We start from the raw sequence: 21,123 nt of genomic DNA on the forward strand, positions 1-21,123 counted from the left end.
GGTCATCTCTCGAACACGCGGTCGGCCAGCGGCTCACGCGATTGCCAACCGCGTTGTTCGAGTTCGGGGGTTTCTGAAGATTGCTCGGGATAGCCGATGCACAGCAGTGCGATCAGCGACCACCGTGGCGGCACGTCCAGCATGGCGCTCACCACCTGCGGATCGAGGATCGAGACCCAGCCGAGGCCTATCCCGCGAATGCGCGCGGCCAGCCATAGCGTCTGGATGGCCGCGACGCAGGAATAGCGCAGCATTTCGGGCATGGTGGCGATGCCAAGGCGGTGGCCCGCCTGCGCCTGTTCGTCGCAGAACAGGGCCACGATCTCGGGTGCTTCGCGCAAGCCGTGCAGCTTGAGCGCGCGATAGGCATCGTGGCGCGCCTGGTCGGCGTAGCCACGTGCGGCCAACGCGTTCTGGTCATCGACATGGACGGCCAGCGCCTCGCGCAAGGCAGGCGTGCGCACGCGCACGAAGCGCCAGGGTTGGGCGTTGCCGACCGAGGGAGCCAGCGTCGCCAGCGCCAGCAGTTCGGCCATGTCCTGTTCGGTCACCGGCTGCGATGCGAAATGGCGCACATCGCGCCGCCAGTGCAGCAGCGTTTCGAACGCCTGTGCGAATTCGGCATCGAACTGGGGAGCGGGCTGGCTCAAAACTCGATTCCCGCCTGCGCCTTGACGCCTGATCGGAACGGGTGCTTCACCATGGTCATCTCGGTGACGAGATCGGCGGCCTCCATCAGCGCATCGGGTGCATTCCGGCCGGTGACGATCACGTGCTTCATCTCTGGCTTGGCGGTCAGGACTTCGAGCACTTCGTCGAGCGGCAGATAATCGTAGCGCAGCACGATGTTCAGCTCGTCGGCCAGCACCATGTGATAGGCCGGGTCCGCGATCATGCGCTTCACTTCGTCCCAGGCGGTGCGGGCAGAGGCTATGTCGCGCGCACGATCCTGCGTGTTCCAGGTAAAGCCTTCGCCCATGGGCTTGAACTCGACATTGTCGGGAAAGGCGTCGAACACCGCCTTTTCGCCCGTGACCATCGCGCCTTTCACGAACTGGACCACGCCCACTTTCATGCCGTGGCCGATGGCGCGCACCACCATGCCCAGCGCGGCGCTGGTCTTGCCCTTGCCCTTGCCCGTGTGAACGATCAGCAGGCCCTTTTCGCGCGTCTTGTTGGCCATGATCGTGTCGCGTGCGGCCTGCTTCTTGCGCATCTTGTCGGCGTGGCGGGCATCGGCGGCTTCTCCCGCCATCGGTGCGTCAGCGGCTTCCATCGACCTGTTCCTTTCGCATCAGATAGACATCCATGATCCAGCCGTGGCGGGCGCGAAGGGCCGCCCGGCGTGCGGCGATCCGCGGGGCCGCTTCGGCCAGCGGCCCCTGTTCCAGCGCCTGATGGTCCATGCCCAGATAGGCCCCCCACCAGATCGTGATGCCGCGCGGATCAAGCACGTCGAAGGCGCAGCCGCTGTCGAGCATGACGACGATCGTATCGGCATCGACCGGCCAGCCGTGGGTGCGCAGCGCACGCCCGGTGGTGATGGTAACGGGACCGGCCAGTGGGTTGAGCGGAATGGCATGGGCGGAGGTCAGCGCCTGGATGCTGGTGATGCCGGCGACAACCTTGACGGCAACTTCCAGCCCGGCACGCTGCAACCGCTCGGCAATGCGCAGCGTGCTGTCGTAGAGCGAAGGATCGCCCCAGACCAGCAGCGCGAGCCGCCCGCCCCTGGGCAAGTGCGCGGCGATCTGTTCGCGCCAGATGGCCGCGATGGCATCGTGCCAGTCGTTGACGGCGCGCGCATAGTCGCCATCATCTGCCCGCACCGGCATGTCGAATTCGACGATCGGCACCGGGCGGGTCAGCACGTTCGCGCAGATCGTGCGGCGCAGATCTGCAAGGTCCGACTTCGCACTGCCCTTGCGCGGCAGCAGGATGAGGTCCGCCGCGTTCATGGCGCGGGTTGCTTGCGTGGTGAGGTGATCGGGGTTGCCGGTGCCGATGCCGATCAGGTGAAGCTCGATCACGCGTTTACGCCTCGGTCGGAGGGGGCAATCATGTGAAAGAAGGTGCCGGTCACCCGGCCCCGGCGCGATCCGGTTTCGGCCACCGGATCGCCGTTGGCATCGGTGACGCGGGCCAGCGGCGCATCGTGCTGCGCGAGGATGGTGGAATAATGGAACTCGTGCCCGCGCAGGCAGGTGCCCGCCGCAATACCCGCGACAGGCGCAAGCAGTTCGGCATGGCGATAGCCAAGGTGCATCCGGCGCTGGGCATAACTGGTTTCCAGCCCGAGCAGGCCGGCCATGCGGTGGCATGTCCCTGCCTTGTCCACCAGCGTTTCGCCCAGCACCATGTATCCGCCGCATTCGCCATGGATGGGCCGCGTTTCGGCATGGCGGTGCAAGCCTTCGAGGAAGGTGGAAGCGGCCGCGATCGTTCCGGCATGCAGTTCGGGATAGCCGCCCGGAAGCCATACGAGATCGGCATCGGCGGCCGGTGCTTCGTCGGCCAGCGGGGAGAACGGCGTGATCTGCGCACCTGCACGCCGCCAGCCTTCCAGAAGGTGCGGATAGAGGAAGGAAAACGCTGCATCGCGTGCGACCGCGATGCGCTGTGCCGGGGGAGGGGGCAGGTGGCTGGGCCGAGATACGGGGGGCCTGGCTAGTGCTGCGGCGCGGAGAGCGGCGAGATCGACATGGCCGCGCAGGAACGCGGCGTAATCGACGACCGCGCGTTCCAGATCGGGGTGTTCCATCGCCTGCACCAGCCCGAGATGGCGTTCTGGCAAGGCCAGATCGGTGCGCCGGGGCAGCGCGCCGAGCACGGGCATGTCGATGGACTCCAGCCCCTTGCGCAGCAGGCTTTCGTGGCGGGGGCTGGCCACGCGATTGAGGATCACTGCGGCTATGCGCAGCGCGGGATCGAAGCTGCGAAAGCCGAGCGCGGTGGCGGCGACGGACTGCGCCTGTCCCGATGCGTCCAGCACCAGCACCACCGGCCAGCCCATGCGCTTGGCAACGTCGGCGCTGGCGCCATTGCCGGTAGCGCCCCGGCAGGCCACGCCGTCGAACAGGCCCATGGAGCCTTCGGCAAGGATCATGTCCGCGCCCATCGCCTGCGCGGTGATGGCGTCGATCAGCGCCGGTTCCATCGCCCAGCTGTCAAGGTTGAACGAGGCGCGTCCGCAGGCGGCGCGGTGGAACGCGGGGTCGATGTAATCCGGCCCGCTCTTGAACGGCTGCACGGCAAGGCCATCCTGCATCAACGCGCGCAGCAGCCCGAGCATGACCGTGGTCTTGCCGGTGCCCGACGCGGGCGCCGCGATCATCAGGCCGGGAACGCTCATTCGGTGACGCCGATGAAGCGCGAGGTGGCATCCTGCGGGCGGAAGCGGCGGTCGTAATCGGCGGCATAAAGGCTGCTTTCGGCAAACCCTTCGGCAGCCAGCACGCGGCCGACGAGGATCAGCGCAGTGCGCTCCATGCTGCCCGCCACGGCCTGTTCCACCGTGCCCAGCGTGGCGCGGACCACGCGCTGGTCGGGCCAGCTGGCGCGCCACACCACGGCGACCGGGCAATCCTGACCATAGGCGGGGGCAAGATCGGCCACCACCGTGGCCAGATTGTGGATCGACAGGTGAATGGCGAGCGTCGCGCCGGTCACCGCGAAGTTGGCGAGGCTTTCGCGCGGCGGCATCGTGCTGGCGCGGCCGGGCGTGCGCGTGAGGACCAGCGACTGGCCGAGTTCGGGCAGAGTCAGTTCCGCCTCAAGCGTTGCGGCGGCGGCGGCAAAGGCGGGGACGCCGGGCGTGACGGTGAAGGGAATGTCCAGCGCGCGCAGCCGGCGCAACTGTTCGCCCATCGCCGACCAGACCGACAGGTCGCCCGAATGCAGCCGCGCGACGTCATGCCCGGCGGCATGGGCCGCGGCGATCTCGGCCACGATATCGTCCAGTGCCATGGGCGCGGTGTTCACGATGCGCGCGTTCGGCGGGCAATGGGCCAGCATGGCGGCCGGAATCAGCGATCCGGCATAAAGGCAGACGAGGCTCGCTGCGATCAGGTCGCGCCCGCGCAGGGTCAGCAGATCGGGCGCGCCAGGGCCGGCGCCAATGAAATGGACGGTCATTCAGGTATTCCTTGGGCAATGGCGCAAGTGGCCATGCGATCGGGGGAAATCTGCCGGCGGCGCAACAGTCGTGCCCCCGACCCTGCGGCGGCGAGCGCGGCGGATTCCGCCACGCTGCCAGTGCCGTGTGCCTTGCGGCTGGCGGCGGATTCGGTGTGCGTACGGCGGGCGGCCAGCGCGTCGGCGGTCACTTCGGCCAGCGGCAGGCCCAGCGCCTGTGCCAGCGGGGCGAGCGTTGCGGCCTTGGCCTGCGCGGTGGCGAGGCGCGTGACCGTGGGCGCGCCCTGTTGCGCCAGCGCCAGCGCCGCGCGTAGCGATTCAAGGCTGGCGCTGGCGCGGAACCCGAAGCCGGCGACGATCATAGCGTGATGCTCCACTGCACCACCGGATAGCGGGCCTTCCAGCCGTGACGGTTGCCAATGGGGGCGGCATCGGCCAGTTCGACGCGCAGCAGCGCGCCGCCTTTCGCGCCATGCCAGTGTGCCAGCACGGCTTCCGATTCCAGCGTGACCGCGTTGGCAACCAGCCGGGTTCCGGCGGGAAGGCGGTGCCACAGGGCTTCCAGCAGGGCGTAGGACAGCCCGCCGCCGATAAACACCGCATCAGGCGCCGGGCCATCGGGCAGGTCGGTGGGAGCGCGGCCTTCGATCACGCACAGATGGTCAGCGCCCAGCGCGGCGGCATTGGCCCGCGCGCGGGCAGCCCGCACCGGATCGGCTTCCAGCGCGATGGCATGGTTGGCGGGGTGCGACAGCAGCCATTCGATCCCGATCGAGCCGGAGCCTGCGCCGATGTCCCACAGCGTTTCGCCCGCGCGCGGCGCCAGCGCCGACAAGGTCAGCGCACGCACCGGCCGCTTGGTAATCTGGCCATCGGACGCGAACAGATCGTCGGGCAGGCCGGAGGTCGTGGGCACCGCGTGGCCTTCGCCCGCCGTAGCGATACCGACGGCGACAGGATGGGCAATCTCGCCGAGCACCACCTGGTCGGCCACCACGTGGCGCACCCGTGCCCGAGGACCGCCCAGCGCCTCCATGACGTGAAGCGTGGACGCCCCGAAGCCAAGGCTGGCGCAATAGGCCGCCAGTACATGCACCGCATGGCCATCACGCAGCAGGACGATGATCCGCCGACCCGGTGCCAGATGCGGGCGCAGGCGTTGCAGCGGCGCGGCGTGCAGGCCGAGGCAGACCGTATCCTGCACGGCCCATCCCAACTGGCTTGCGGCCAACGAGAACGTCGACGGGGCCGGGTGCGCGATCCATTCATCGCGATCGAGATGGCGCGTCACGCTTTTTCCGGCGCCGAACCAGAAGGGATCTCCTGACGCCAGCATGACCACGCGGCGCCCGCGATGCTCCAGCAGGCGCGCCACGCCATCGGCGAAAGGCACTGGCCATGCGATGGCCGGGCAGGTAAGCGCTGGCAGCAACGACAGGTGGCGCGGCGGCCCCATCACCAGTTCGGCACCGGCCAGCGCCGCGCGGCTGGCGGCGGACAGGCCATCGAAACCATCTTCGCCGACGCCGATGATCGTCAACCAGCCAGCGGGATCCCGATCAGCCATGCCAAACGTCCTTGTGCTGGGCGGCACCACCGAAGCCAGCGCGCTGGCGCGCCTGCTTGCAGGGCGCGGCATCACGGCCAGGCTGAGCTATGCCGGTCGCACCGAAAACCCGCGCCCCCAGCCCGTGCCGGTGCGCATCGGCGGTTTCGGCGGCGCGGCAGGTCTGGCGGAGCTTTTGCGCGAAACGGGTGTCACGCACCTGGTGGACGCCACCCATCCCTTCGCCGCGACGATGAGCGCGAATGCCGTGGCGGCCGCACGAGAGGCGGGCGTTCCGCACATCGCGCTGACCCGGCCCGCCTGGCAGCCGGTCGGCGGCGATCAGTGGCATCACGTGGCCGACATCGCTGCCGCCGTCGCCGCGCTGGCGGGGCCGACCCGCCGCGTTCTGCTGGCCCTGGGACGGATGCATGTGGACGCTTTCGCCGCGCAGCCGCAGCACCACTACCTGCTGCGCTTCGTCGATGCGCCCGCCATGCCGCCCGGGCTGCCCGATCATGGCCTCGTCGTCGATCGCGGGCCGTTCACCGTGGCGGGCGACCGCGCGCTGTTGCAGGAACACGGCATCGATCTTGTCGTCAGCAAGAACGCTGGCGGCACGGGCGCGGAGGCAAAGCTGATCGCCGCGCGCGAACTGGGTTTGCCCGTGCTGATGATCGACCGTCCGGCCATGCCCGAACGGCTCGAAGTGCATCGGCCGGAAGATGTGATCGCCTGGCTGGGTCACGCCACAGCTTTCGGCGCGGAACGCGGGGTATAGAGCACGGGGCCTGCGGGGCGTTCGATGATCCGCGTCTGGCTGGACCCTACGATCACCATCGTGCGCATGTCGGCCATGTCGGGCTGGGCCTTGTCGAGCGGCACGATGCGCAGCACTTCGTCTGCCGTCGATACCGCGCGGGCGAACAGCACCGGGCGGTCGTCGCCGCAGGCTTCCTGCAACACCGCCAGTGCGCGGGCGAAGCCTTGGGGCCGCGATTTGGAGCGCGGGTTGTAGAACGCCATCGCGAAATCGGCTTCGGCCGCCAGCCGCAGGCGCTTTGCGATCAGCGACCACGGTTTCAGGTTGTCCGACAGGTTGATCGCGCAGAAATCATGGCCGAGCGGGGCACCGGCGCGCGCGCTGGCCGCCAGCATCGCGGTGATGCCGGGCAGGACGCGGATGTCGATGTCCTGCCATGCGGGCGTGCCCGCCTCCAACGCTTCGAACACGGCGGCGGCCATGGCGAAGACGCCGGGATCGCCCGACGAGACGACCACCACGTTGCGACCCTGCGCCGCAAGGTCCAGCGCCAGTTTCGCCCGGTCCAGTTCCACGCGATTGTCGGACGGATGCAGCACCAGCCCTTCGCGTGGGGCAATCCGCGCGACATAGGGGAAATAGCCGATCACGTCGGTGGCTGCGGCCAGCGCATCGCTGACTTCGGGCGTGACTAGAGCCTGATCGCCCGGCCCCAGTCCGGCGACGGCCAGCCAGCCGCCTTGCGCGGGCACGCTCACGGTCTGCGCCCCTGTCCGTGGATCAGCAGGATCGAGAAATAGGGCGTCACGTCGGTCGCTTCTGCCAGTGGCGTCACGCGTTGCGCAGGCATGGCAGCGTATTCTACCAGCCATGCCGCCTGTTCTCGCCCGGCGGCTTTGACCGCGCGACGCAGCTTGGGCAGGTTGCGGCCGATCTTCATCACCACCAGCGCATCGGTATCGCGGATGCGGCGGGCCAGTTCCTCCTCGGGCAGGGTGGCCGTGGCCACCGTCAGCACGTCGTCGCCCCAGGTGATCGGAAGTCCCGTGGCGTTCCATGCGCCCGCCATGCCGGTGATGCCGGGCACGACCTCGACCGGCGTCAGGCCGGCAAGCCGCGAATGTAGATGCATGAACGAGCCGTAGAAGAACGGATCGCCTTCACACAGGACCACCACATCGTCGCCCGCGCGGGCCAGCGTGGCGAGCCGTTCGGTGCACTCGGCATAGAAAGCCGAAAGACAGGCGTTGTAGCGCGGGTCGGAGACCGGGATCTCGGTCGTCACCGGATATTCCATGGCGATCTCGATGGCATCGTCGCGCAACATGCCCTCGGCAATGCGCCGTGCCTGTCCGGGGCGGCCCGCCTTGCGGAAATAGGCGATGTGGCGGGTGCCGCGCACCAGCCGGTCGGCGCGCACGCTCAGCAGGTCGGGCGCGCCGGGACCAAGGCCGACGCCGTGGATCGTGCCTGCGGTGAGGGCGGCGCTCATTCCGCGCGGCTCGCAAGGGCGTTGACTGCCGCCACGGTGATGGCGCTGCCGCCGAGGCGCCCCTCCACGATGCAGCAGGGCACGGGCTGCGCGTCCCACAACGCGGCTTTGGATTCCACCGCGCCCACGAACCCGACAGGACAGCCGATGATCGCGGCCGGGCGCGGGCAGTCCGGATCCTCCAGCATGTTCAGCAGGTGGAACAGGGCGGTGGGGGCGTTGCCGATGGCCACCACCGCGCCCGCCAGATGGGGCCGCCACAGTTCCAGCGCGGCGGCCGAGCGGGTGTTGGCCATGGTGCGCGCCAGATCGGGCACTTGCGGATCGTGCAGGGTGCACAGCACCGCGTTATCGGCGGGGAGGCGCGGGCGGGTGACCCCTTCGGAGACCATCCGGGCATCGCACAGGATGGGTGCGCCTGCCGCCAGCGCGCCGCGGGCGGCATCGGCAAAGCCGGGCGACAAGCGGATATGCCGGGCGAGGTCCACCATCCCGGCGGCATGGATCATGCGCACGGCCACCGGTTCTTCCTCGGCGGAAAAGCGCGCCAGATCAGCCTCGGCACGGATCATGGCGAAGGACTGGCGATAGATCGCCGCGCCACAGGTTTCATAGGCATGGGGCATCAGGCGACTCCAAAATGCGCAAGGACCGCTGCGGGGCCGAGATCGGTCACGGCGGCGGGCGATCCGGCGCGGTCGTTGTGGGCAAGGTCGAACCGGCCATCGCGGCCGGTCAGGACGACGGCGGCGGGCTGCGGGCAGGCACAGCCCTTGGCGCAGCCGGAAACGTGCAGGTTGCCCGAAACGGCGGGCGCCAGCCGCCGCGCCAGCTCGCGCGTGGCCACGTTCGCCTGAGGGCAGAACGGGGCACCGGGGCAGGCATAAGCGCGCAGGAGCGGGTCGGCGGCATCGGCGATCAGGCCGGGGATGGCACCGCTCTGCGTCCCTTCGAGCAGCAACACGCGCCATGGCGTGATCCGCAGGCCCTCGACGGCAGGATCGGCAACGGCGCGGGCCAGAACGGCCGCTTCCACCTGCCCGAACGGCGCGCCATGCGCTGTGCCTTGCGGCGTGCTGCCCGGCACCATCGGAGAAACGGGCGGTGCGGGCGGCACTTTTCCCGTCGCCCAATCCGGCAAGGGCGCATCGTGGCGAGCCATGCGGCCTGCCAGCGTGCCGCCGCTCTCGTGGAACCAGTGTGCGAGCGCGATCAGCATGCCTGCTTCGCTGCCTGCGGCGAGTTCAACGCCCGTGGACCGCCCGGCGGCGCGCAGGATCAAGCCGCCTGTGGCACCGCGTTCGACGCGGAAATCGCCCGGTTCGTCGAGCAGGGCCGGAGCGGCACCGGCGTCGACCACGAAGCCGACCTTGCCAGGCAGGTCGGGCAACTGGCCCAGCCGCGCCAGCAGGTCGCAGGCAATACGATGGCTGTCGTCGCCCAGCGTCCAATCGGGCGCCACCAGCAGGTTGCTCCGGGTTTCGATACGGCGATCGGCGTCCACCAACCCCAACCCGACCAGTTCACGCACCAGATCGCGCCAGCCGGTTTCGTGGACGCCGCGGACCTGGAGATTGGCGCGACGCGTGACGTCGATGATGCCGTTGCCGAAGCGGTCGGCCAGCGCGCACAGGGCGCGTGCTTGTCCACGGGTCAGGCGCGCGAGACGTGGCTTGATCCGCACCAGCAGGCCGTCGCCCGTTTCCATCGGTCGCCACGCATCGGGGCACCAGCCCTTGATCTCGAAGCCGCTCACGCCTCGGTTTCCGGCGCGGACGACAGGGGCAGGGTGGCGAGGATCGAATTTCGCCGTGTAGGCCAAAGTCCTGCGGCATGGAGTGCGGCAAAGCGCGCTTCCATTGCTGCCAGCGCCTGCGGGTTTTCCCGTTCCAGAAAGGCGCGCACCTCGCTCTGCCCCAGCGTAGCCTCGTGATAGAGGTCGAACAGTTGTGGCGGCACGCTGCCGGAAAGATGCGCAATTGCGCCCAGATGATCCAGCGTTGCGGCCAGTTCCGCGCCTCCGCGAAAGCCGTGGCGCATCATCCCGGCGATCCATCCCGGATGCGCGGCGCGGGCGCGCACCACGCGCGCGATTTCCTCGGTCAGCGCGCGCGCGACCGGGCGTTCGGGGTTGCGGCTGTCGAGGTGATAGAGCGCCGCATTGCCGCCGGTGACGGCCTGCGCAGCGGCAAAGCCAGCCTCGTGCGCGGCATAGTCCGCCGCCAGCAACAGGTCTGTTTCGGCAAGATCCTGCAAATGCACAAAGGCATCGGCTCCGGCCACCCGTTCACGCAGGCCCCGGCTGTCCGCCTGCGCATCGGCGGTGTCGAGTGCGTGGCCGGATGCTGCCAGCCAGGCTTCCCCCGCCGCGCGGCGTGCCGCGTCGGTATAGGTTTCCGCTGCTGCCCCCATGTCCAGGCCATAGCGACCGGGCTGCGGACCATAGACGCGCGGGGTTGCCTGTGTATTGGCAAAAGGGTTCCATTCCGGCTCTTCGTCCCGTTCGCACAGCGCGCGCACCGCTTGCCCGAACAGCATGGGCAACGCAGGGAAGGCATCGCGAAACAGCCCCGACACGCGCAGCGTCACGTCGATGCGTGGTCGGTCGAGCAGGGCAAGGGGCAGGATCTCGATCCCGGTCACGCGCTCGGACGCCGGATCCCACAGCGGCTTTGCGCCCAGCAGATGCAGCGCCATGGCGAATTCCTCGCCCGCTGTGCGCATCGTGGCCGAACCCCACAGGTCCACCACCAGACCGTGGGGGTAGTCGCCGTGATCCTGCAAGTGCCGGCGCAGCAGTTCCTCGGCCAGCGTCACGCCCTGCGCATGGGCGGCGCGCGAGGGCACCGCGCGCGGATCGATGGTGTAAAGGTTGCGCCCCGTCGGCAGCACGTCGCTGCGCCCGCGATGGGGCGATCCCGAAGGTCCGGCAGGCACGCGCCGTCCCGCCAGCGCCGCAAGGAGGCCCGCACGCTCGGACGCACCCTGTTCGCCACGGCCGAACACATGCAGGCCGTCGCCGAACTGGCTCTCCTTCACATCGCACACGAAGCGGTCGATGCGCGTGATCGCTTCGCCCAGCGTGGTTGCGGCATCAAGACCCAGTTCCGCCTCCAGCCCCAGCGCCTGCGCCTCGGCGCGGATGGCGCCTTGCAGGCGATCGCGGCGGGCAGGATCGAGGCCATCGGCGTTGGAAAACTCGTCGAGCAGCGTCTCAATCCGTTCCAGCCCGGCGCCATGCCGGGTTGGTGCCAGCGGTGGCGGGGCATGGCCCAGCGTGACTGCACCGATGCGGCGCTTGGCTTGCGCGGCTTCGCCCGGATCGTTGACGATGAACGGGTAGATCACCGGCAGGGCGCCAACCAGCGCTTCGGGCCAGCAGGCTTCCGACAGCGCCACCGATTTGCCCGGCAGCCATTCCAGCGTGCCGTGCGCGCCGACGTGCACCAGCGCATCGATTCCCAGTGCGCGCAGCCAGAGGTAGAAGGCTACATAGGCATGGCGAGGGCATCGTGTCGTATCGTGATAGGCCTCGTCCCGGTCGGCCAGATTGCCGCGTTCGGGTTGCAGCGCGACCAGCGCCTGGCCCGTCGTCACGGCGGCAAACCGGAACGCGCCATCCACCACGGCAGGGTCGCTCTCCGGATCGCCCCAGGTCTCGGCCAGCGCGGCGCGCAAGGGCGCGGGCAGGGTGGTCAACGCCGCCCGATACGCGGCCAGTGGCCAGTGAAGGGTCTCCTGCCCCAGCGCGGTCGCCAGATCGGGAACGGCGCCCGTCGCATAGCCCGCATCGGCCAGATCATGGAGGATCGCCTCGGCCGAGGCGAGCGCATCCAGCCCCACGGCGTGCGCCATCTGGTGCGCCTTGCCCGGATAGGTCGACAGGACCAGCGCTACACGGCGTTCGCGGGCGGGCTTCCTTGCCAACGCGATTGCGCCCGCCACGCGCGCCGCGATGGCCGCGATGCGATCCGGGTCGGCGCGGTGCCGGTTCTGGGCAAACTCCAGCGCGGGGTCTGCCACATCGGCTTGCTTGAAGCTGGCCACGCCCGCGAACACGCGACCATCGATTTCAGGCAGAACCACGTGCATCGCCAGATCCGCGGGCGACAGCCCGCGCGCGGCATTCGTCCACGCTTCACGCGCTCCGGTGGCCAGCGCCAATTGGAACACGGGCACGCCAGCGCCATCCAGCGGGCTGTGGCCCTGATCATCCCGCGCGGAAAAGGCGGTCGCATTGACGATCGCAGCGGGGGCCAGCTGCCGCACCCAGCGATCGACTTGCGCGCGCGATTGCGGCTCCTTCAGCGACGTGACGTAGAGCGACAGCGTGGCAAAGCCCGCCGCCTCGAACGCCCGATGCAGAGCCTCGAACGGGTCGAGATCGTGGGCCGCAAGATAGGACCTGTAGAACACGATCAGCACCAGCGGGCGTGTTGCGTCGGGGATCAGCGCCAGCGGATCGCACAGGCCATGGAGCGGGTGCCAGCCACCGGCCATGGGCAGCGCCGTGCTCGGGATTTCTGTGGCCGTGACAAGCCGGGCTGCGCGTGCCAGCTCGCCCAGCGCCGCGCGCGCCGCATCCGCTCCACCAGAATCGCAAAGCTGGCCCAGCGTGCGCAGCACCGCGGGCGGAACCGTGGAGGCTTCGTCCAGCCTGTGATCCGGCCGCCCATCGCCGGACAACACCGCCAGCGCGATCCCGCGCGAGCGCGCCAGCAACGCCACCTGTTGCAGCCCATAGCTCCAATAGGGCGTGCCGCCGATCAGCCGGATCAGGATCGCCCGCGCCCCGCCCAGCGTGCGTTCGATATACGTATCGACGGAAAGCGGGTGCATCAGCGCCGCCAGATTGGCGAGGCGCAGCGACGGAAACGCCGGGTTCGCCAGTCTCGCCTGATGCCAGCCGCCCGCGAACGCGCCAAGGTCGCTGTCGGAAAAAGACAGCACCACGAGATCCGCAGGCGTCTGCCCCAGATCCTGCGGGACGGCGGTTTCCTCCATCCCGTGCGTTTCGCGGAAGATGACGTGCATTGCGCTGGCTCAGCCGGCGAGAACCGCCTTGATCGCAGGCGCATCCACGTGCTCGCGCTCGGCAATGGCGACCAGCGTGGTATGGCGGGTTTCCCCTGCGCGCCATGGTCGGTCGTAGTGATGGCGCACGCGCGATCCCACCGCCTGCACCAGCAGTCGCATCGGCTTGCCGGTCACGGCGGCATAGCCCTTGACGCGCAGGATCCGGTGCTCGCGCGCCAGTGTCTCGATCCGTGCGACAAGTGCGGAGGGATCGGCAATTTCGCCCAGCGTCACCACGGTGCTGTCGAAATCGTCGTGCTCGTGATCGTCTTCGCCGTCATGGTGCGAAGGACGCGCCGCGATGTCGTCCTCGGCCGCGGCGTCGAGTCCCAGGATCACGCGCGGATCGACCGCGCCATCGACGAGTTCGATCACCGGCACGGGGCGAGGGGATTCCGCCGCGATCACCGCCCGCGCAGCGGCCACGCCATCGGCTCCGGCAAGGTCGACCTTGGTCAGCAGCACCATGTCGGCGCAGGCCAGCTGGTCCTCGAACACTTCGGACAAGGGCGTTTCGTGGTCGATGCCGGGATCGGCGGCGCGCTGCGCGTCGAGCGCCGCCACGTCGGGGGCGAAGCGCCCGGCCGCAACGGCTTCGGCATCCGCCAGCGCCAGCACCCCGTCCACCGTGATCCGGCTGCGGATCGCGGGCCAGTCGAACGCTTTCAGCAGCGGCTTGGGCAGGGCAAGGCCCGAGGTCTCGATCAGGATGTGGTCGGGCCGAGGGTCGAGCGCGAGCAGCTTTTCCACCGTGGGGATGAAGTCGTCGGCCACGGTGCAGCAGATGCAGCCATTGGCCAGTTCCACGATGTTTTCCGCCGGGCAATCGGGAATGGCGCAGGATTGCAGGATGTCGCCGTCCACGCCCAGTGTGCCGAACTCGTTGACCACGACCGCCAGCCGGCGGCCACCGGCATTGCGGATCAGGTGGCTGATCAGCGTGGTCTTCCCCGCGCCAAGAAAGCCGGTGACGATGGTGACGGGCACCTTCGAAAGGTCGGACACGTGCAACTCTCCCGCGCGCCAGAGCGAGACCGGGCGGGGCTTGCCGGACAAGTCCGGTCGGCGCGCGACGACGGGCGGGCGCGACGTTGCGCCCGTAACCACGCGACCCGTGCAGCCCCAGCCACACAGCTTCGTCGCTCAGACGGAGAGATACCGTGCCATGACCATCCCCTGGACCAAGGCAAGAGCGACCGGTGCGCCGGCAGGTCTCCTGGCTCGCGGGTCACAGCTTGATGCACGCCTTCCCAACACGGCGCATGCACCGCCCAGTGGCTGCCCCTCGAAGGGGCCAGTGCATCGCGCTATCCGCTTACAGTTGCAGGGACAGCCGCGGATTTGGGAAGACATGCTTCCCGCACCGCATTCCCGATTAAGCCCGTTCCCGGGCACCGGCGCGATCATGTGAAAGACGGGCCGAAGCCAGACCTTCGCGCGGCGACCTAGCGGGAGATCGCCACCGATGCAATCGCCTCTTGGCTAAGCCTTTGTCGAAACCTCGATTTCGTCCAGCCGCTTCCAGCGATAGATGGCGAAACTCGCCACCCAGCAGGCCACGAACAAGGCGATGATGGCAAAGCCCAGGCTGTTGAAATGCGCCCCCAGATCGGCGGCGAAGGTCCATGGCCAGCCGGTCAGTGCAAACCGGCTGCCGATCAGCGCGATCGTCTCGATTCCGCCGATGACGATGGCGACCACCGCGGAAATCAGGGTGATCGTGATGTTGTAGTACAGCTTGCGGATTGGCTTCACGAAGGCCCATTCGTAAGCCCCGAGCATCACCACGCCATCCACGGTGTCGATCAGCGCCATTCCGGCAGCGAACAGGGCCGGCAGCACCAGCACGGTTGCGATCGAAAGGCCATTGGCGGCCTGGCTTGCCGACATGCCAAGGATGGCGACTTCGGTCGCGGTGTCGAAGCCCAGGCCGAACAGGAATCCCAGCGGCGCCATGTGCCACGGCCTTGAGACCAGCCGGAACAGCTTGCCGAAGATGCGCGACAGCGGCCCCCGCGATCCGGTCAGGATGTCGAGGTCTTCCTCGACATAGGCACCGCCCGCGCGCACGTGCCGGAACGTCCGCCAGACCGACCGCAGGATCACCAGGTTCATCGCCGCGATGGTGAACAGGAACAGGGCCGAAGCTGCCGTGGCGATCAGCGCCCCGATCTGGCGAAAGGCGTCGAACCGTACAAGCGCGCTCGCCGTCAGTGCGATCGTGGTCGATGCCAGCGCGATGATCGTCGAATGCCCGATGGCGAACCAGCAGCCGACCGAGATCGGGCGCTGGCCTTCCTGCATCAGCTTGCGTGTCACGTTGTCGATGGCCGCGATGTGGTCTGCGTCCACCGCATGGCGCAAGCCCAGCCCCCAGGCGAGCAGCGCTGTGCCCAGCATCAGCGGCTGGGCATGAAACAGGCTCAGCGCCCAGGCCCAGGCCAGCAGGTTGGCGCCGATGAGCGCGGCGAACAGCCAGCCGATCCTGCGACGAAGGGGCAGGGCAGGCATGGGCGCGCTGTCATGCGCATCATGAAGCGCCGTCATCAGAAGTTGACCTTTGCGCCAAAGCGCAGGGTTCGCGGCTCCACCACGCGGCTCAATCGGCCGGAAACAGGACCATCGGTATCGAAGGCGGGGATATAGGACTCGTAGTAATACGCGATGTCCTTGTCCTTGCTGGCAAGCAGGTTGAGGATCTCGCCGTAAAGCTCGATCCGCTTGTCGGACCACGCGGCGCGGGCGTTGACCACGGTGCTGCCGCGATCGCGGATGCTGTTGTCCTCGATCAGCGGCGACGGGCCAAGGTGACGCACCCGCACGCTGGCTTTCCAGCGGTTCAGGATCAAGGCCGCACCCGCCGAAGCGGCGCTTTCGAAGGCGTTGGGGATGTGATCGCCATTGTCGTAGCGGGCATGGCTGACGGTGTAGTTCCCATCCAGCACGAGCCATGGCAGCGCCCGCCAGAAGGCCGTCGCCTCGTATCCGTTCCGGCGGCTCGCGCCTGACGGTTCCACCGAATTGGAATCGCCGACGAAGCGCAATTCGCTGTCGACGTTCAGCCACCAGCGCGTCAGCGTCAGCGTTACGCCGGAAAACTGCGTCCGCGCGCCCAGTTCGTGGCCCGCTCCGCGAACCAGCGCCGGCACCGGCGTGGCCGCGTTGACGGCGCCGCGCATGTCATTGGAATGGAAGCCACGGCCCCAATTGCCGTAGAATTCGATTTGCGGTGTCGCGGCCCAGGACACCGACGCCTTGGGCGAGGCGAGGAAGGCCGAGCCATCCCCCTGGCCCAACGCCGCGGCGGCGGCATCGCGCGCCCTGACCACGTAGCGGTAGTAGTCCCCCCGCAGTCCGCCCGTCAGCCGCAGTCCGGTAAGGGGCGCCCACGTCGCCTCGCCATAGAGCGCGGTCGATAGTTCCTTGACCTGGTAATGGCCGAGCGAGGCGAGGAAGCGCCGTTGGGCCGTCCGGTTCACGCCGATATTGCCGATTGCATCGTACCGGCTCTCGATGCCGGTCGAAAGCGCCAGCGCAGGCCCGACGGCCCAGTTTTTCTGCGCGGTCAGCCCCAGGACCCAGCGTCGGTCAAATTGTGCGATCTGCGCGCTGGTCCCGTCGGGATCGGCGTAAGTCGGGTTGGAGAACATCGACCAGTCGTAGAACTGGGCATAGGCGTTGGCGTGCCATGTCGGCTGCTTCACCGCCATGTTGCCGATCAGGCGCGTGGTCTGGCCCCGCGCGGATGGATCGGGCGAGCAGAAGACGTCGGGGCAGAGCGACGTTCCGATGATCCGTTCGGGGATCTGCTCTGTCGGTCGCCAAGTGGCGCGGTAGGCGTGCAGCGATGCTTCGAGCGTTTCCCTGCCTGTCGGTGCTCGGTACTTGGCGAACCCGGCATAGTGCCGCAGCCGCTCGGGCTCCTGCCACGGGCCGTCATAGAGCTTGGCCTGTCCCACGAGCGTGAGGTCGCCCCCGGCCAGATTGTGGACGGTTCCGCCCGCTGCCAAGCGTCGCCAGCCATACGAGCCGCCTTCAAGCGAGGCCCAGGGGCGATCATACCCATCGACCGTGGCCATGTACGCGGCACCGGCCAGAGCCAGGTCGCCGCCGTCGGCGCGATAGGGGCCTTTGCGGAAGTCCTCGCGGGCCACCACTTCCGGGATCAGGCCGTTGAGGTCGAGATAGCCTTGCCCATGCCCATGCGTGCGAAAGTTCATCTGCACGCCGTCGATGTAGGTGGTAAAGTCCGATCCGTGGTCGAGGTTGAAGCCGCGCAGGAAGTACTGGTTGGCCTTGCCGCTGCCTGAATGCTGCGCTGTGACCATGCCCGGCACGGCCTCCAGAAGTTCGGCCACCCTCAGCAATGGGCGCACCAGCAGGTCGGCTCCACCGACGCTGCCTTCGCTGGCGGCGTGGGCCGTGCCGATCTTGGTTTCTCCCCGCCCGAACACGACGATGTCGGCCGTTGCGGCCCCGTCGTCGGCCGCGTCGGCATGGCAGGGCTGTGGGGTCAGGGAAAGTGCCAGCACGCTGGCAGGAAGAATGGTCTTGATCACGATACGGGGGTACTCCGGCATCTTGCGACAGGGCCGGACGCGCGCGCGACATCACTGTCGCCCGACGCGTGTCGGCGGCTAGGCGTCGCTCAGACGGAGTTCACCGTGCCTCGGCCAACCCCTGGGCCATGGCAAGAGCGACCAGACGCCGGCAGGTCTCCTGGCTCGCGGGTCAATGCTTGATGCAAGCCTTCCCAGGCCTCGCATGATTCTGCGTCCGGCCCAGTGGCTGCTTCCCCTGCGTTGGGGGGGAAGCGGTTGCATCGCGCTCGCCGCTTACAGTTGCAGGGACAGCCTCGGCTTCGGATCGGCGCGATGCCGATCCTCACCGCGTTCCCGTTTAAGCCCTTTCGGGCACCGACGCGATCATTTGCCACCTGGATTGCTCCGGATGGCGTGCCGGCCCATTAGGGCGTCCGCAGGCTAAAGGCTAGGGGGGCGCGTAAAACTCAGCTCGCCGTGTTGGCCAGCCAGAATTGACCTCGCCATTGGCAATGCTCTTGCGCAGAAGATGGCCGTACCGTCGCAGGGGACCGAGTTTCGCTGAACTGTGCATCGGTATCACACGCCGACGCGGTAGCATAAAGTAGAAGCCAGCAGGGAACGCGCGGAGCCCTTGCGGTTTGCGGCAAGAAGCATGGTGCCACTCCCCCGAGTGCCAAGCATATGGCAAGGGCGCATCCGGCGCGCGTGGCTCCATGGATTAAGCGAGCTCCCTAATTCGTTCTTCATGGGACAGCCGGCTCCGATCGCCAAGGCTGACGGGAGCCATTCCATGCGCAGTATTTCCAAACTTCCGTTGCTTCTCATTGCCATAGTACTCCCACCAACCGTTGCGGCTGCGCAGGAACTGGTGCTTCGTCCACGCCCTTCTGCATCCCCCGATGGATCAGGTGAAGTGTTCGGTGGAGCGGAATACCGACGGGGCGACTATGGTACTGGAGCGAAGGTCGAGACAGTTGCGACAACGGTCGGGGTTTCGGTACGAAAAGGGCGGGTACGGTTCGGCGTTGCCGTGCCGTATGTACAAACGACCGCACCTGTCGACGTTGTGTTAAGCCAAGGCGGGCTTTTCGGCACTCCGCTTCTGGCCAGCGGCCGTACCGATACGCGACGGACCAAACGGGAGGGGCTAGGCGATGCAAATGTGCAGATGGCCTACGGTCTACCCATAGCGGGTTTCGCTGCATCGCTGGGGGCAGGGCTGAAAATCCCGACTGCTTCTCGCTCCAAGGGACTTGGTACCGGCAAGGCCGACTATTTCGTGAATGCCCAGGTGTCGCGCGCAATCGGTGGCAGAGTCGCACCGTTTGCCAGCGTCGGCTATAAAATTATTGGCAAGCCTGATGATGTCGCGGTGCATAACGTTCTGTCAGGCAGCGCTGGTGCGCGTGTTGGATTGGGACATGGGGTAGATGGGATTTTGTCCTATTCCTACGAGCAATCGGCAACGCGAGCACTGACCGACAGTCAGAGCGTTGCAGTGGGCCTTGGTGTAACTCTGAGGCCCAAGTTGCGCGTGGGCATTCAAGGAGAAGCAGGATTGAGTCGAGGAGCGGCGGACACGACCCTCGGCTTAATGATCGGCGCGGGCTTTTAGTTAGCCACATCGCGTGAATTCCATCAGCTTAGTACGCCTTGCTTCTTCCATGTCCGGAAGGTGGCTTGCGATCAAGGAAGACCTTTGGTGATTGGTCATCTTCGGGCGAGGTCATATCTTCCGCCTTGCACAGGCGGAAGGCGGTCACGGGCGTCGGACAGCGTGGAAGGGGCAGGCGGTGCTTTCGCGGCCCATCTTCTATGCGCCGCGGACGCTGAGTGCTCTGGGGATGGGTAGCGTACCGCGTAGATTGGGCGATGTCGCATGCACCGGCCTGACACGGAATTTCGGACGGGCCGCCATGGGGTGCTGGGGGACGCAATCCCATTACATTAGTATGTAAACAATTAACTTTTGGCATATAAAATGTTGACATGCTTGAGAACCAGAAAATTCGCCCAGAATCGGTGATCGGTCCGGTAGGAGAGCCTTTGACGCTCGCGTCTCTTCCCCCAATCGACACCCGGCGCTGGGTTATCCGGCGCAAGGCTGAAGTCGTGGCTGCAGTAAAGGGCGGGCTTCTGACGATCGATGAGGCGTGCACGCGATATCGCCTAACGCTTGAAGAGTATATTGGCTGGGAGCGAGCGGTCGATCGCTCCGGATTGGCCGGCCTTCGAGTTACTAGAATACAACACTACCGGAAACTGTACGATCGTATCAACAGATACTAAACAAATCTGCCGGGTCGAGCGATGGCTGTCGGCGCGCCATATTCGCATTGATTGCAGAGGCAGATCGCATAATGCCCACCGAAGATTACCTGTTGACGGCTCGCCTGAAGGCAGCGGGGGGATCGGACTCGTGCTCCCGCCTCAGTCGCATTAGGCCCAAGTAAGATTTGCGAGATTCATGCGGCGGTGAAGCCAGGGGGCTTAGGGTATGGCTTTGGCAAAATTAGTTAGCAACGCGGTATCCAATCCCCGAAGTCGTTGGCTTCAGGTGCTTTATGCGACTGGCCTGATCTTGCTGCCCCCCCTTTTCCGGTGGACAATCGATGGTGGAAGGCTGGGGATGCACTTTGCGACATGCTTCCCGGCGATTCTCGTCGCTTCCTTGCTGCTAGATCTCTTTTTGGCATCCCTAGTGGCGTTCGGATCGGCTGCGGTTACCCAGTGGCTTTTTGTTGGCGAGCCTTGGTTCAAGCACCCGGACCAAGCGCATTTTTCCTTATTTACGGTTTTCGCTCTAACCTCGGCAAGCATCATTGTCATTGGAGATCGATTGAAAGTCGCCATCCGCCGTGCCGATGAATACTCTAGAAAGCAGGAGCAATACAACGAGGAGCTAAAGGCCCGTGTCCAAGGTGTTTTAGCCGTGATTCAGGCGCTTTCTGTGCGCGGAATAAACGAAGATTCACCACTAGATTTTTATTCGGTTTTCTCAGAACGCTTGAATGCGTTGGGGAGGGCAAGCGATTTATTGCAAATTGGCTCAAGTTCCGACCGTAAACTGCCGACGATGTTCCAAAAGGCAATCGCGCCATTTTGTTCGGAAGGACAGATCTACCTCGCGGGGGAGCCCATTGAGGTCCCAACTGACAGCTGTATTCCATTGATCATGGCCATTCACGAGCTCTGTACGAATGCGATGCGGTACGGGGCGTTGTCGGTGCCGGAAGGGCGAGTGTCACTACGATGGTTTCTCCGTCCGGACGGTAAATGCCTGACTGTCCTGTGGGAAGAGCGACTGGGGCCTTGTGTGAAACCCCCAAAAAAGCAAGGTCTGGGCCACAAGTTGCTTTCGGCCCAGCCTGGGCTGGCCGCAGTTGACCTGAATTTCCCCCCCAGTGGTGCATGGTGCGAGATATCAATAAATTGCACTTAATCACGTATGTACTTTAGAATATATGGGTGGATTATAATTTATAATATTAATATGTGACAATATTTCCCAATAAGGACAAATAGCACCCAAAAATTCAGTCACGACCGGCAAGGGGCGTGAATCCAT

19 protein-coding genes and 2 riboswitches are annotated in these 21,123 nt (G+C 66.6%); of the genes, 4 read left to right on the forward strand and 15 right to left on the reverse strand.

Annotated elements, in window-relative coordinates; genetic code table 11:
• Positions 1-2: 2 nt before the first annotated feature.
• From bluB to cbiE, 7 genes are read right to left on the reverse strand one after another with little or no spacing between them, the layout of a single operon-like run.
• Positions 3-650, reverse strand: coding sequence for a 5,6-dimethylbenzimidazole synthase (gene bluB, locus IM701_RS21440; RefSeq protein WP_193829208.1), 648 nt, complete (start codon positions 648-650; stop codon positions 3-5).
• Positions 647-1,276, reverse strand: a complete 630-nt coding sequence (gene cobO, locus IM701_RS21445; protein ID WP_230487987.1) for a cob(I)yrinic acid a,c-diamide adenosyltransferase — start codon at positions 1,274-1,276, stop codon at positions 647-649. Before cobO ends, bluB begins: the two co-directional genes overlap by 4 nt.
• The gene (cobF, locus tag IM701_RS21450) at positions 1,263-2,030 is read right to left on the reverse strand and encodes a precorrin-6A synthase (deacetylating) (RefSeq protein WP_193829209.1); all 768 of its coding nucleotides are present in this window, start codon (positions 2,028-2,030) and stop codon (positions 1,263-1,265) included. The genes cobO and cobF overlap by 14 nt, the downstream gene beginning before the upstream one ends.
• Positions 2,027-3,352: a cobyrinate a,c-diamide synthase gene (locus tag IM701_RS21455; RefSeq protein ID WP_193829210.1), complete on the reverse strand. Its 1,326-nt coding sequence runs from the start codon at positions 3,350-3,352 to the stop codon at positions 2,027-2,029. The genes cobF and IM701_RS21455 overlap by 4 nt, the downstream gene beginning before the upstream one ends.
• Positions 3,349-4,134: a precorrin-4 C(11)-methyltransferase gene (gene cobM / locus IM701_RS21460; RefSeq protein WP_193829211.1), complete on the reverse strand. Its 786-nt coding sequence runs from the start codon at positions 4,132-4,134 to the stop codon at positions 3,349-3,351. The genes IM701_RS21455 and cobM overlap by 4 nt, the downstream gene beginning before the upstream one ends.
• The gene (locus tag IM701_RS21465; protein WP_193829212.1) at positions 4,131-4,496 is read right to left on the reverse strand and encodes a cobalamin biosynthesis protein; all 366 of its coding nucleotides are present in this window, start codon (positions 4,494-4,496) and stop codon (positions 4,131-4,133) included. The genes cobM and IM701_RS21465 overlap by 4 nt, the downstream gene beginning before the upstream one ends.
• The gene (gene cbiE, locus IM701_RS21470) at positions 4,493-5,701 is read right to left on the reverse strand and encodes a precorrin-6y C5,15-methyltransferase (decarboxylating) subunit CbiE (RefSeq protein WP_193829213.1); all 1,209 of its coding nucleotides are present in this window, start codon (positions 5,699-5,701) and stop codon (positions 4,493-4,495) included. Before cbiE ends, IM701_RS21465 begins: the two co-directional genes overlap by 4 nt.
• Between cbiE and IM701_RS21475 the strand changes: the two genes are divergently transcribed.
• Positions 5,700-6,461 (forward strand): cobalt-precorrin-6A reductase, encoded by a 762-nt coding sequence (locus tag IM701_RS21475; RefSeq protein ID WP_193829214.1) that lies wholly within the window; start codon positions 5,700-5,702, stop codon positions 6,459-6,461. The genes cbiE and IM701_RS21475 overlap by 2 nt on opposite strands.
• On the opposite strand, the gene cobJ is transcribed toward IM701_RS21475, so the two are convergent.
• The 8 genes from cobJ to IM701_RS21515 all read right to left on the reverse strand — a co-directional run bounded on the left by cobJ (position 6,425) and on the right by IM701_RS21515 (position 17,591).
• Positions 6,425-7,201 (reverse strand): precorrin-3B C(17)-methyltransferase, encoded by a 777-nt coding sequence (gene cobJ / locus IM701_RS21480; RefSeq protein WP_230487988.1) that lies wholly within the window; start codon positions 7,199-7,201, stop codon positions 6,425-6,427. The two genes, IM701_RS21475 and cobJ, sit on opposite strands and share 37 nt — an antisense overlap.
• Complete coding sequence (gene cobI, locus IM701_RS21485) at positions 7,198-7,935, reverse strand: precorrin-2 C(20)-methyltransferase (RefSeq protein ID WP_193829216.1); 738 nt, start codon at positions 7,933-7,935, stop codon at positions 7,198-7,200. Before cobI ends, cobJ begins: the two co-directional genes overlap by 4 nt.
• Positions 7,932-8,561, reverse strand: a complete 630-nt coding sequence (locus tag IM701_RS21490; protein ID WP_193829217.1) for a precorrin-8X methylmutase — start codon at positions 8,559-8,561, stop codon at positions 7,932-7,934. The genes cobI and IM701_RS21490 overlap by 4 nt, the downstream gene beginning before the upstream one ends.
• Positions 8,561-9,691, reverse strand: a complete 1,131-nt coding sequence (locus IM701_RS21495) for a cobalamin biosynthesis protein CobG (protein ID WP_230487989.1) — start codon at positions 9,689-9,691, stop codon at positions 8,561-8,563. Before IM701_RS21495 ends, IM701_RS21490 begins: the two co-directional genes overlap by 1 nt.
• Positions 9,688-12,969, reverse strand: a complete 3,282-nt coding sequence (gene cobN / locus IM701_RS21500) for a cobaltochelatase subunit CobN (RefSeq protein ID WP_193829218.1) — start codon at positions 12,967-12,969, stop codon at positions 9,688-9,690. Before cobN ends, IM701_RS21495 begins: the two co-directional genes overlap by 4 nt.
• 9 nt (positions 12,970-12,978) lie before the next feature.
• Entirely contained in the window at positions 12,979-14,016 is a 1,038-nt protein-coding gene (gene cobW / locus IM701_RS21505) for a cobalamin biosynthesis protein CobW (protein ID WP_193829219.1), read from the reverse strand.
• A gap of 183 nt (positions 14,017-14,199) precedes the next feature.
• Positions 14,200-14,425, reverse strand: a riboswitch (cobalamin riboswitch).
• A 68-nt stretch (positions 14,426-14,493) separates the two neighbouring features.
• Positions 14,494-15,522: a HoxN/HupN/NixA family nickel/cobalt transporter gene (locus IM701_RS21510; protein WP_193829269.1), complete on the reverse strand. Its 1,029-nt coding sequence runs from the start codon at positions 15,520-15,522 to the stop codon at positions 14,494-14,496.
• A 35-nt stretch (positions 15,523-15,557) separates the two neighbouring features.
• On the reverse strand, positions 15,558-17,591 hold the full coding sequence (locus IM701_RS21515) for a TonB-dependent receptor (RefSeq protein ID WP_193829220.1): 2,034 nt from the start codon (positions 17,589-17,591) through the stop codon (positions 15,558-15,560).
• A 111-nt stretch (positions 17,592-17,702) separates the two neighbouring features.
• Positions 17,703-17,947, reverse strand: a riboswitch (cobalamin riboswitch).
• Positions 17,948-18,345: 398 nt separating this feature from the next.
• On the opposite strand from IM701_RS21515, the gene IM701_RS21520 reads away from it, so the two are divergent.
• From IM701_RS21520 to IM701_RS21530, 3 genes are all read left to right on the forward strand, one after another.
• The gene (locus tag IM701_RS21520) at positions 18,346-19,170 is read left to right on the forward strand and encodes a transporter (protein ID WP_193829221.1); all 825 of its coding nucleotides are present in this window, start codon (positions 18,346-18,348) and stop codon (positions 19,168-19,170) included.
• 374 nt (positions 19,171-19,544) lie between these two features.
• A complete protein-coding gene (locus IM701_RS21525) occupies positions 19,545-19,844 on the forward strand; it encodes a DUF1153 domain-containing protein (RefSeq protein WP_169494929.1) in 300 nt (99 codons plus the stop codon).
• A gap of 208 nt (positions 19,845-20,052) precedes the next feature.
• Positions 20,053-20,997: a sensor histidine kinase gene (locus IM701_RS21530; RefSeq protein ID WP_193829222.1), complete on the forward strand. Its 945-nt coding sequence runs from the start codon at positions 20,053-20,055 to the stop codon at positions 20,995-20,997.
• Positions 20,998-21,123: the final 126 nt, after the last annotated feature.

The organism is Novosphingobium sp. ES2-1 (genome assembly GCF_015169775.1).
Lineage (GTDB): Bacteria > Pseudomonadota > Alphaproteobacteria > Sphingomonadales > Sphingomonadaceae > Novosphingobium > Novosphingobium subterraneum.

Bases quoted from the DNA above. Each gene is read 5' to 3' on its own strand.
- cobM (WP_193829211.1), bottom strand. From the start codon at position 4,134: ATGACCGTCCATTTCATTGGCGCCGGCCCTGGCGCGCCCGATCTGCTG.
- cobN (WP_193829218.1), bottom strand. From the start codon at position 12,969: ATGCACGTCATCTTCCGCGAAACGCACGGGATGGAGGAAACCGCCGTC.
- IM701_RS21475 (WP_193829214.1), top strand. From the start codon at position 5,700: ATGCCAAACGTCCTTGTGCTGGGCGGCACCACCGAAGCCAGCGCGCTG.
- IM701_RS21510 (WP_193829269.1), bottom strand. From the start codon at position 15,522: ATGCCTGCCCTGCCCCTTCGTCGCAGGATCGGCTGGCTGTTCGCCGCG.
- cobO (WP_230487987.1), bottom strand. From the start codon at position 1,276: ATGGAAGCCGCTGACGCACCGATGGCGGGAGAAGCCGCCGATGCCCGC.
- IM701_RS21520 (WP_193829221.1), top strand. From the start codon at position 18,346: ATGCGCAGTATTTCCAAACTTCCGTTGCTTCTCATTGCCATAGTACTC.
- IM701_RS21490 (WP_193829217.1), bottom strand. From the start codon at position 8,561: ATGCCCCATGCCTATGAAACCTGTGGCGCGGCGATCTATCGCCAGTCC.
- IM701_RS21515 (WP_193829220.1), bottom strand. From the start codon at position 17,591: ATGCCGGAGTACCCCCGTATCGTGATCAAGACCATTCTTCCTGCCAGC.
- IM701_RS21530 (WP_193829222.1), top strand. From the start codon at position 20,053: ATGGCTTTGGCAAAATTAGTTAGCAACGCGGTATCCAATCCCCGAAGT.
- IM701_RS21465 (WP_193829212.1), bottom strand. From the start codon at position 4,496: ATGATCGTCGCCGGCTTCGGGTTCCGCGCCAGCGCCAGCCTTGAATCG.
- IM701_RS21455 (WP_193829210.1), bottom strand. From the start codon at position 3,352: ATGAGCGTTCCCGGCCTGATGATCGCGGCGCCCGCGTCGGGCACCGGC.
- IM701_RS21525 (WP_169494929.1), top strand. From the start codon at position 19,545: ATGCTTGAGAACCAGAAAATTCGCCCAGAATCGGTGATCGGTCCGGTA.
- cobI (WP_193829216.1), bottom strand. From the start codon at position 7,935: ATGAGCGCCGCCCTCACCGCAGGCACGATCCACGGCGTCGGCCTTGGT.
- cbiE (WP_193829213.1), bottom strand. From the start codon at position 5,701: ATGGCTGATCGGGATCCCGCTGGCTGGTTGACGATCATCGGCGTCGGC.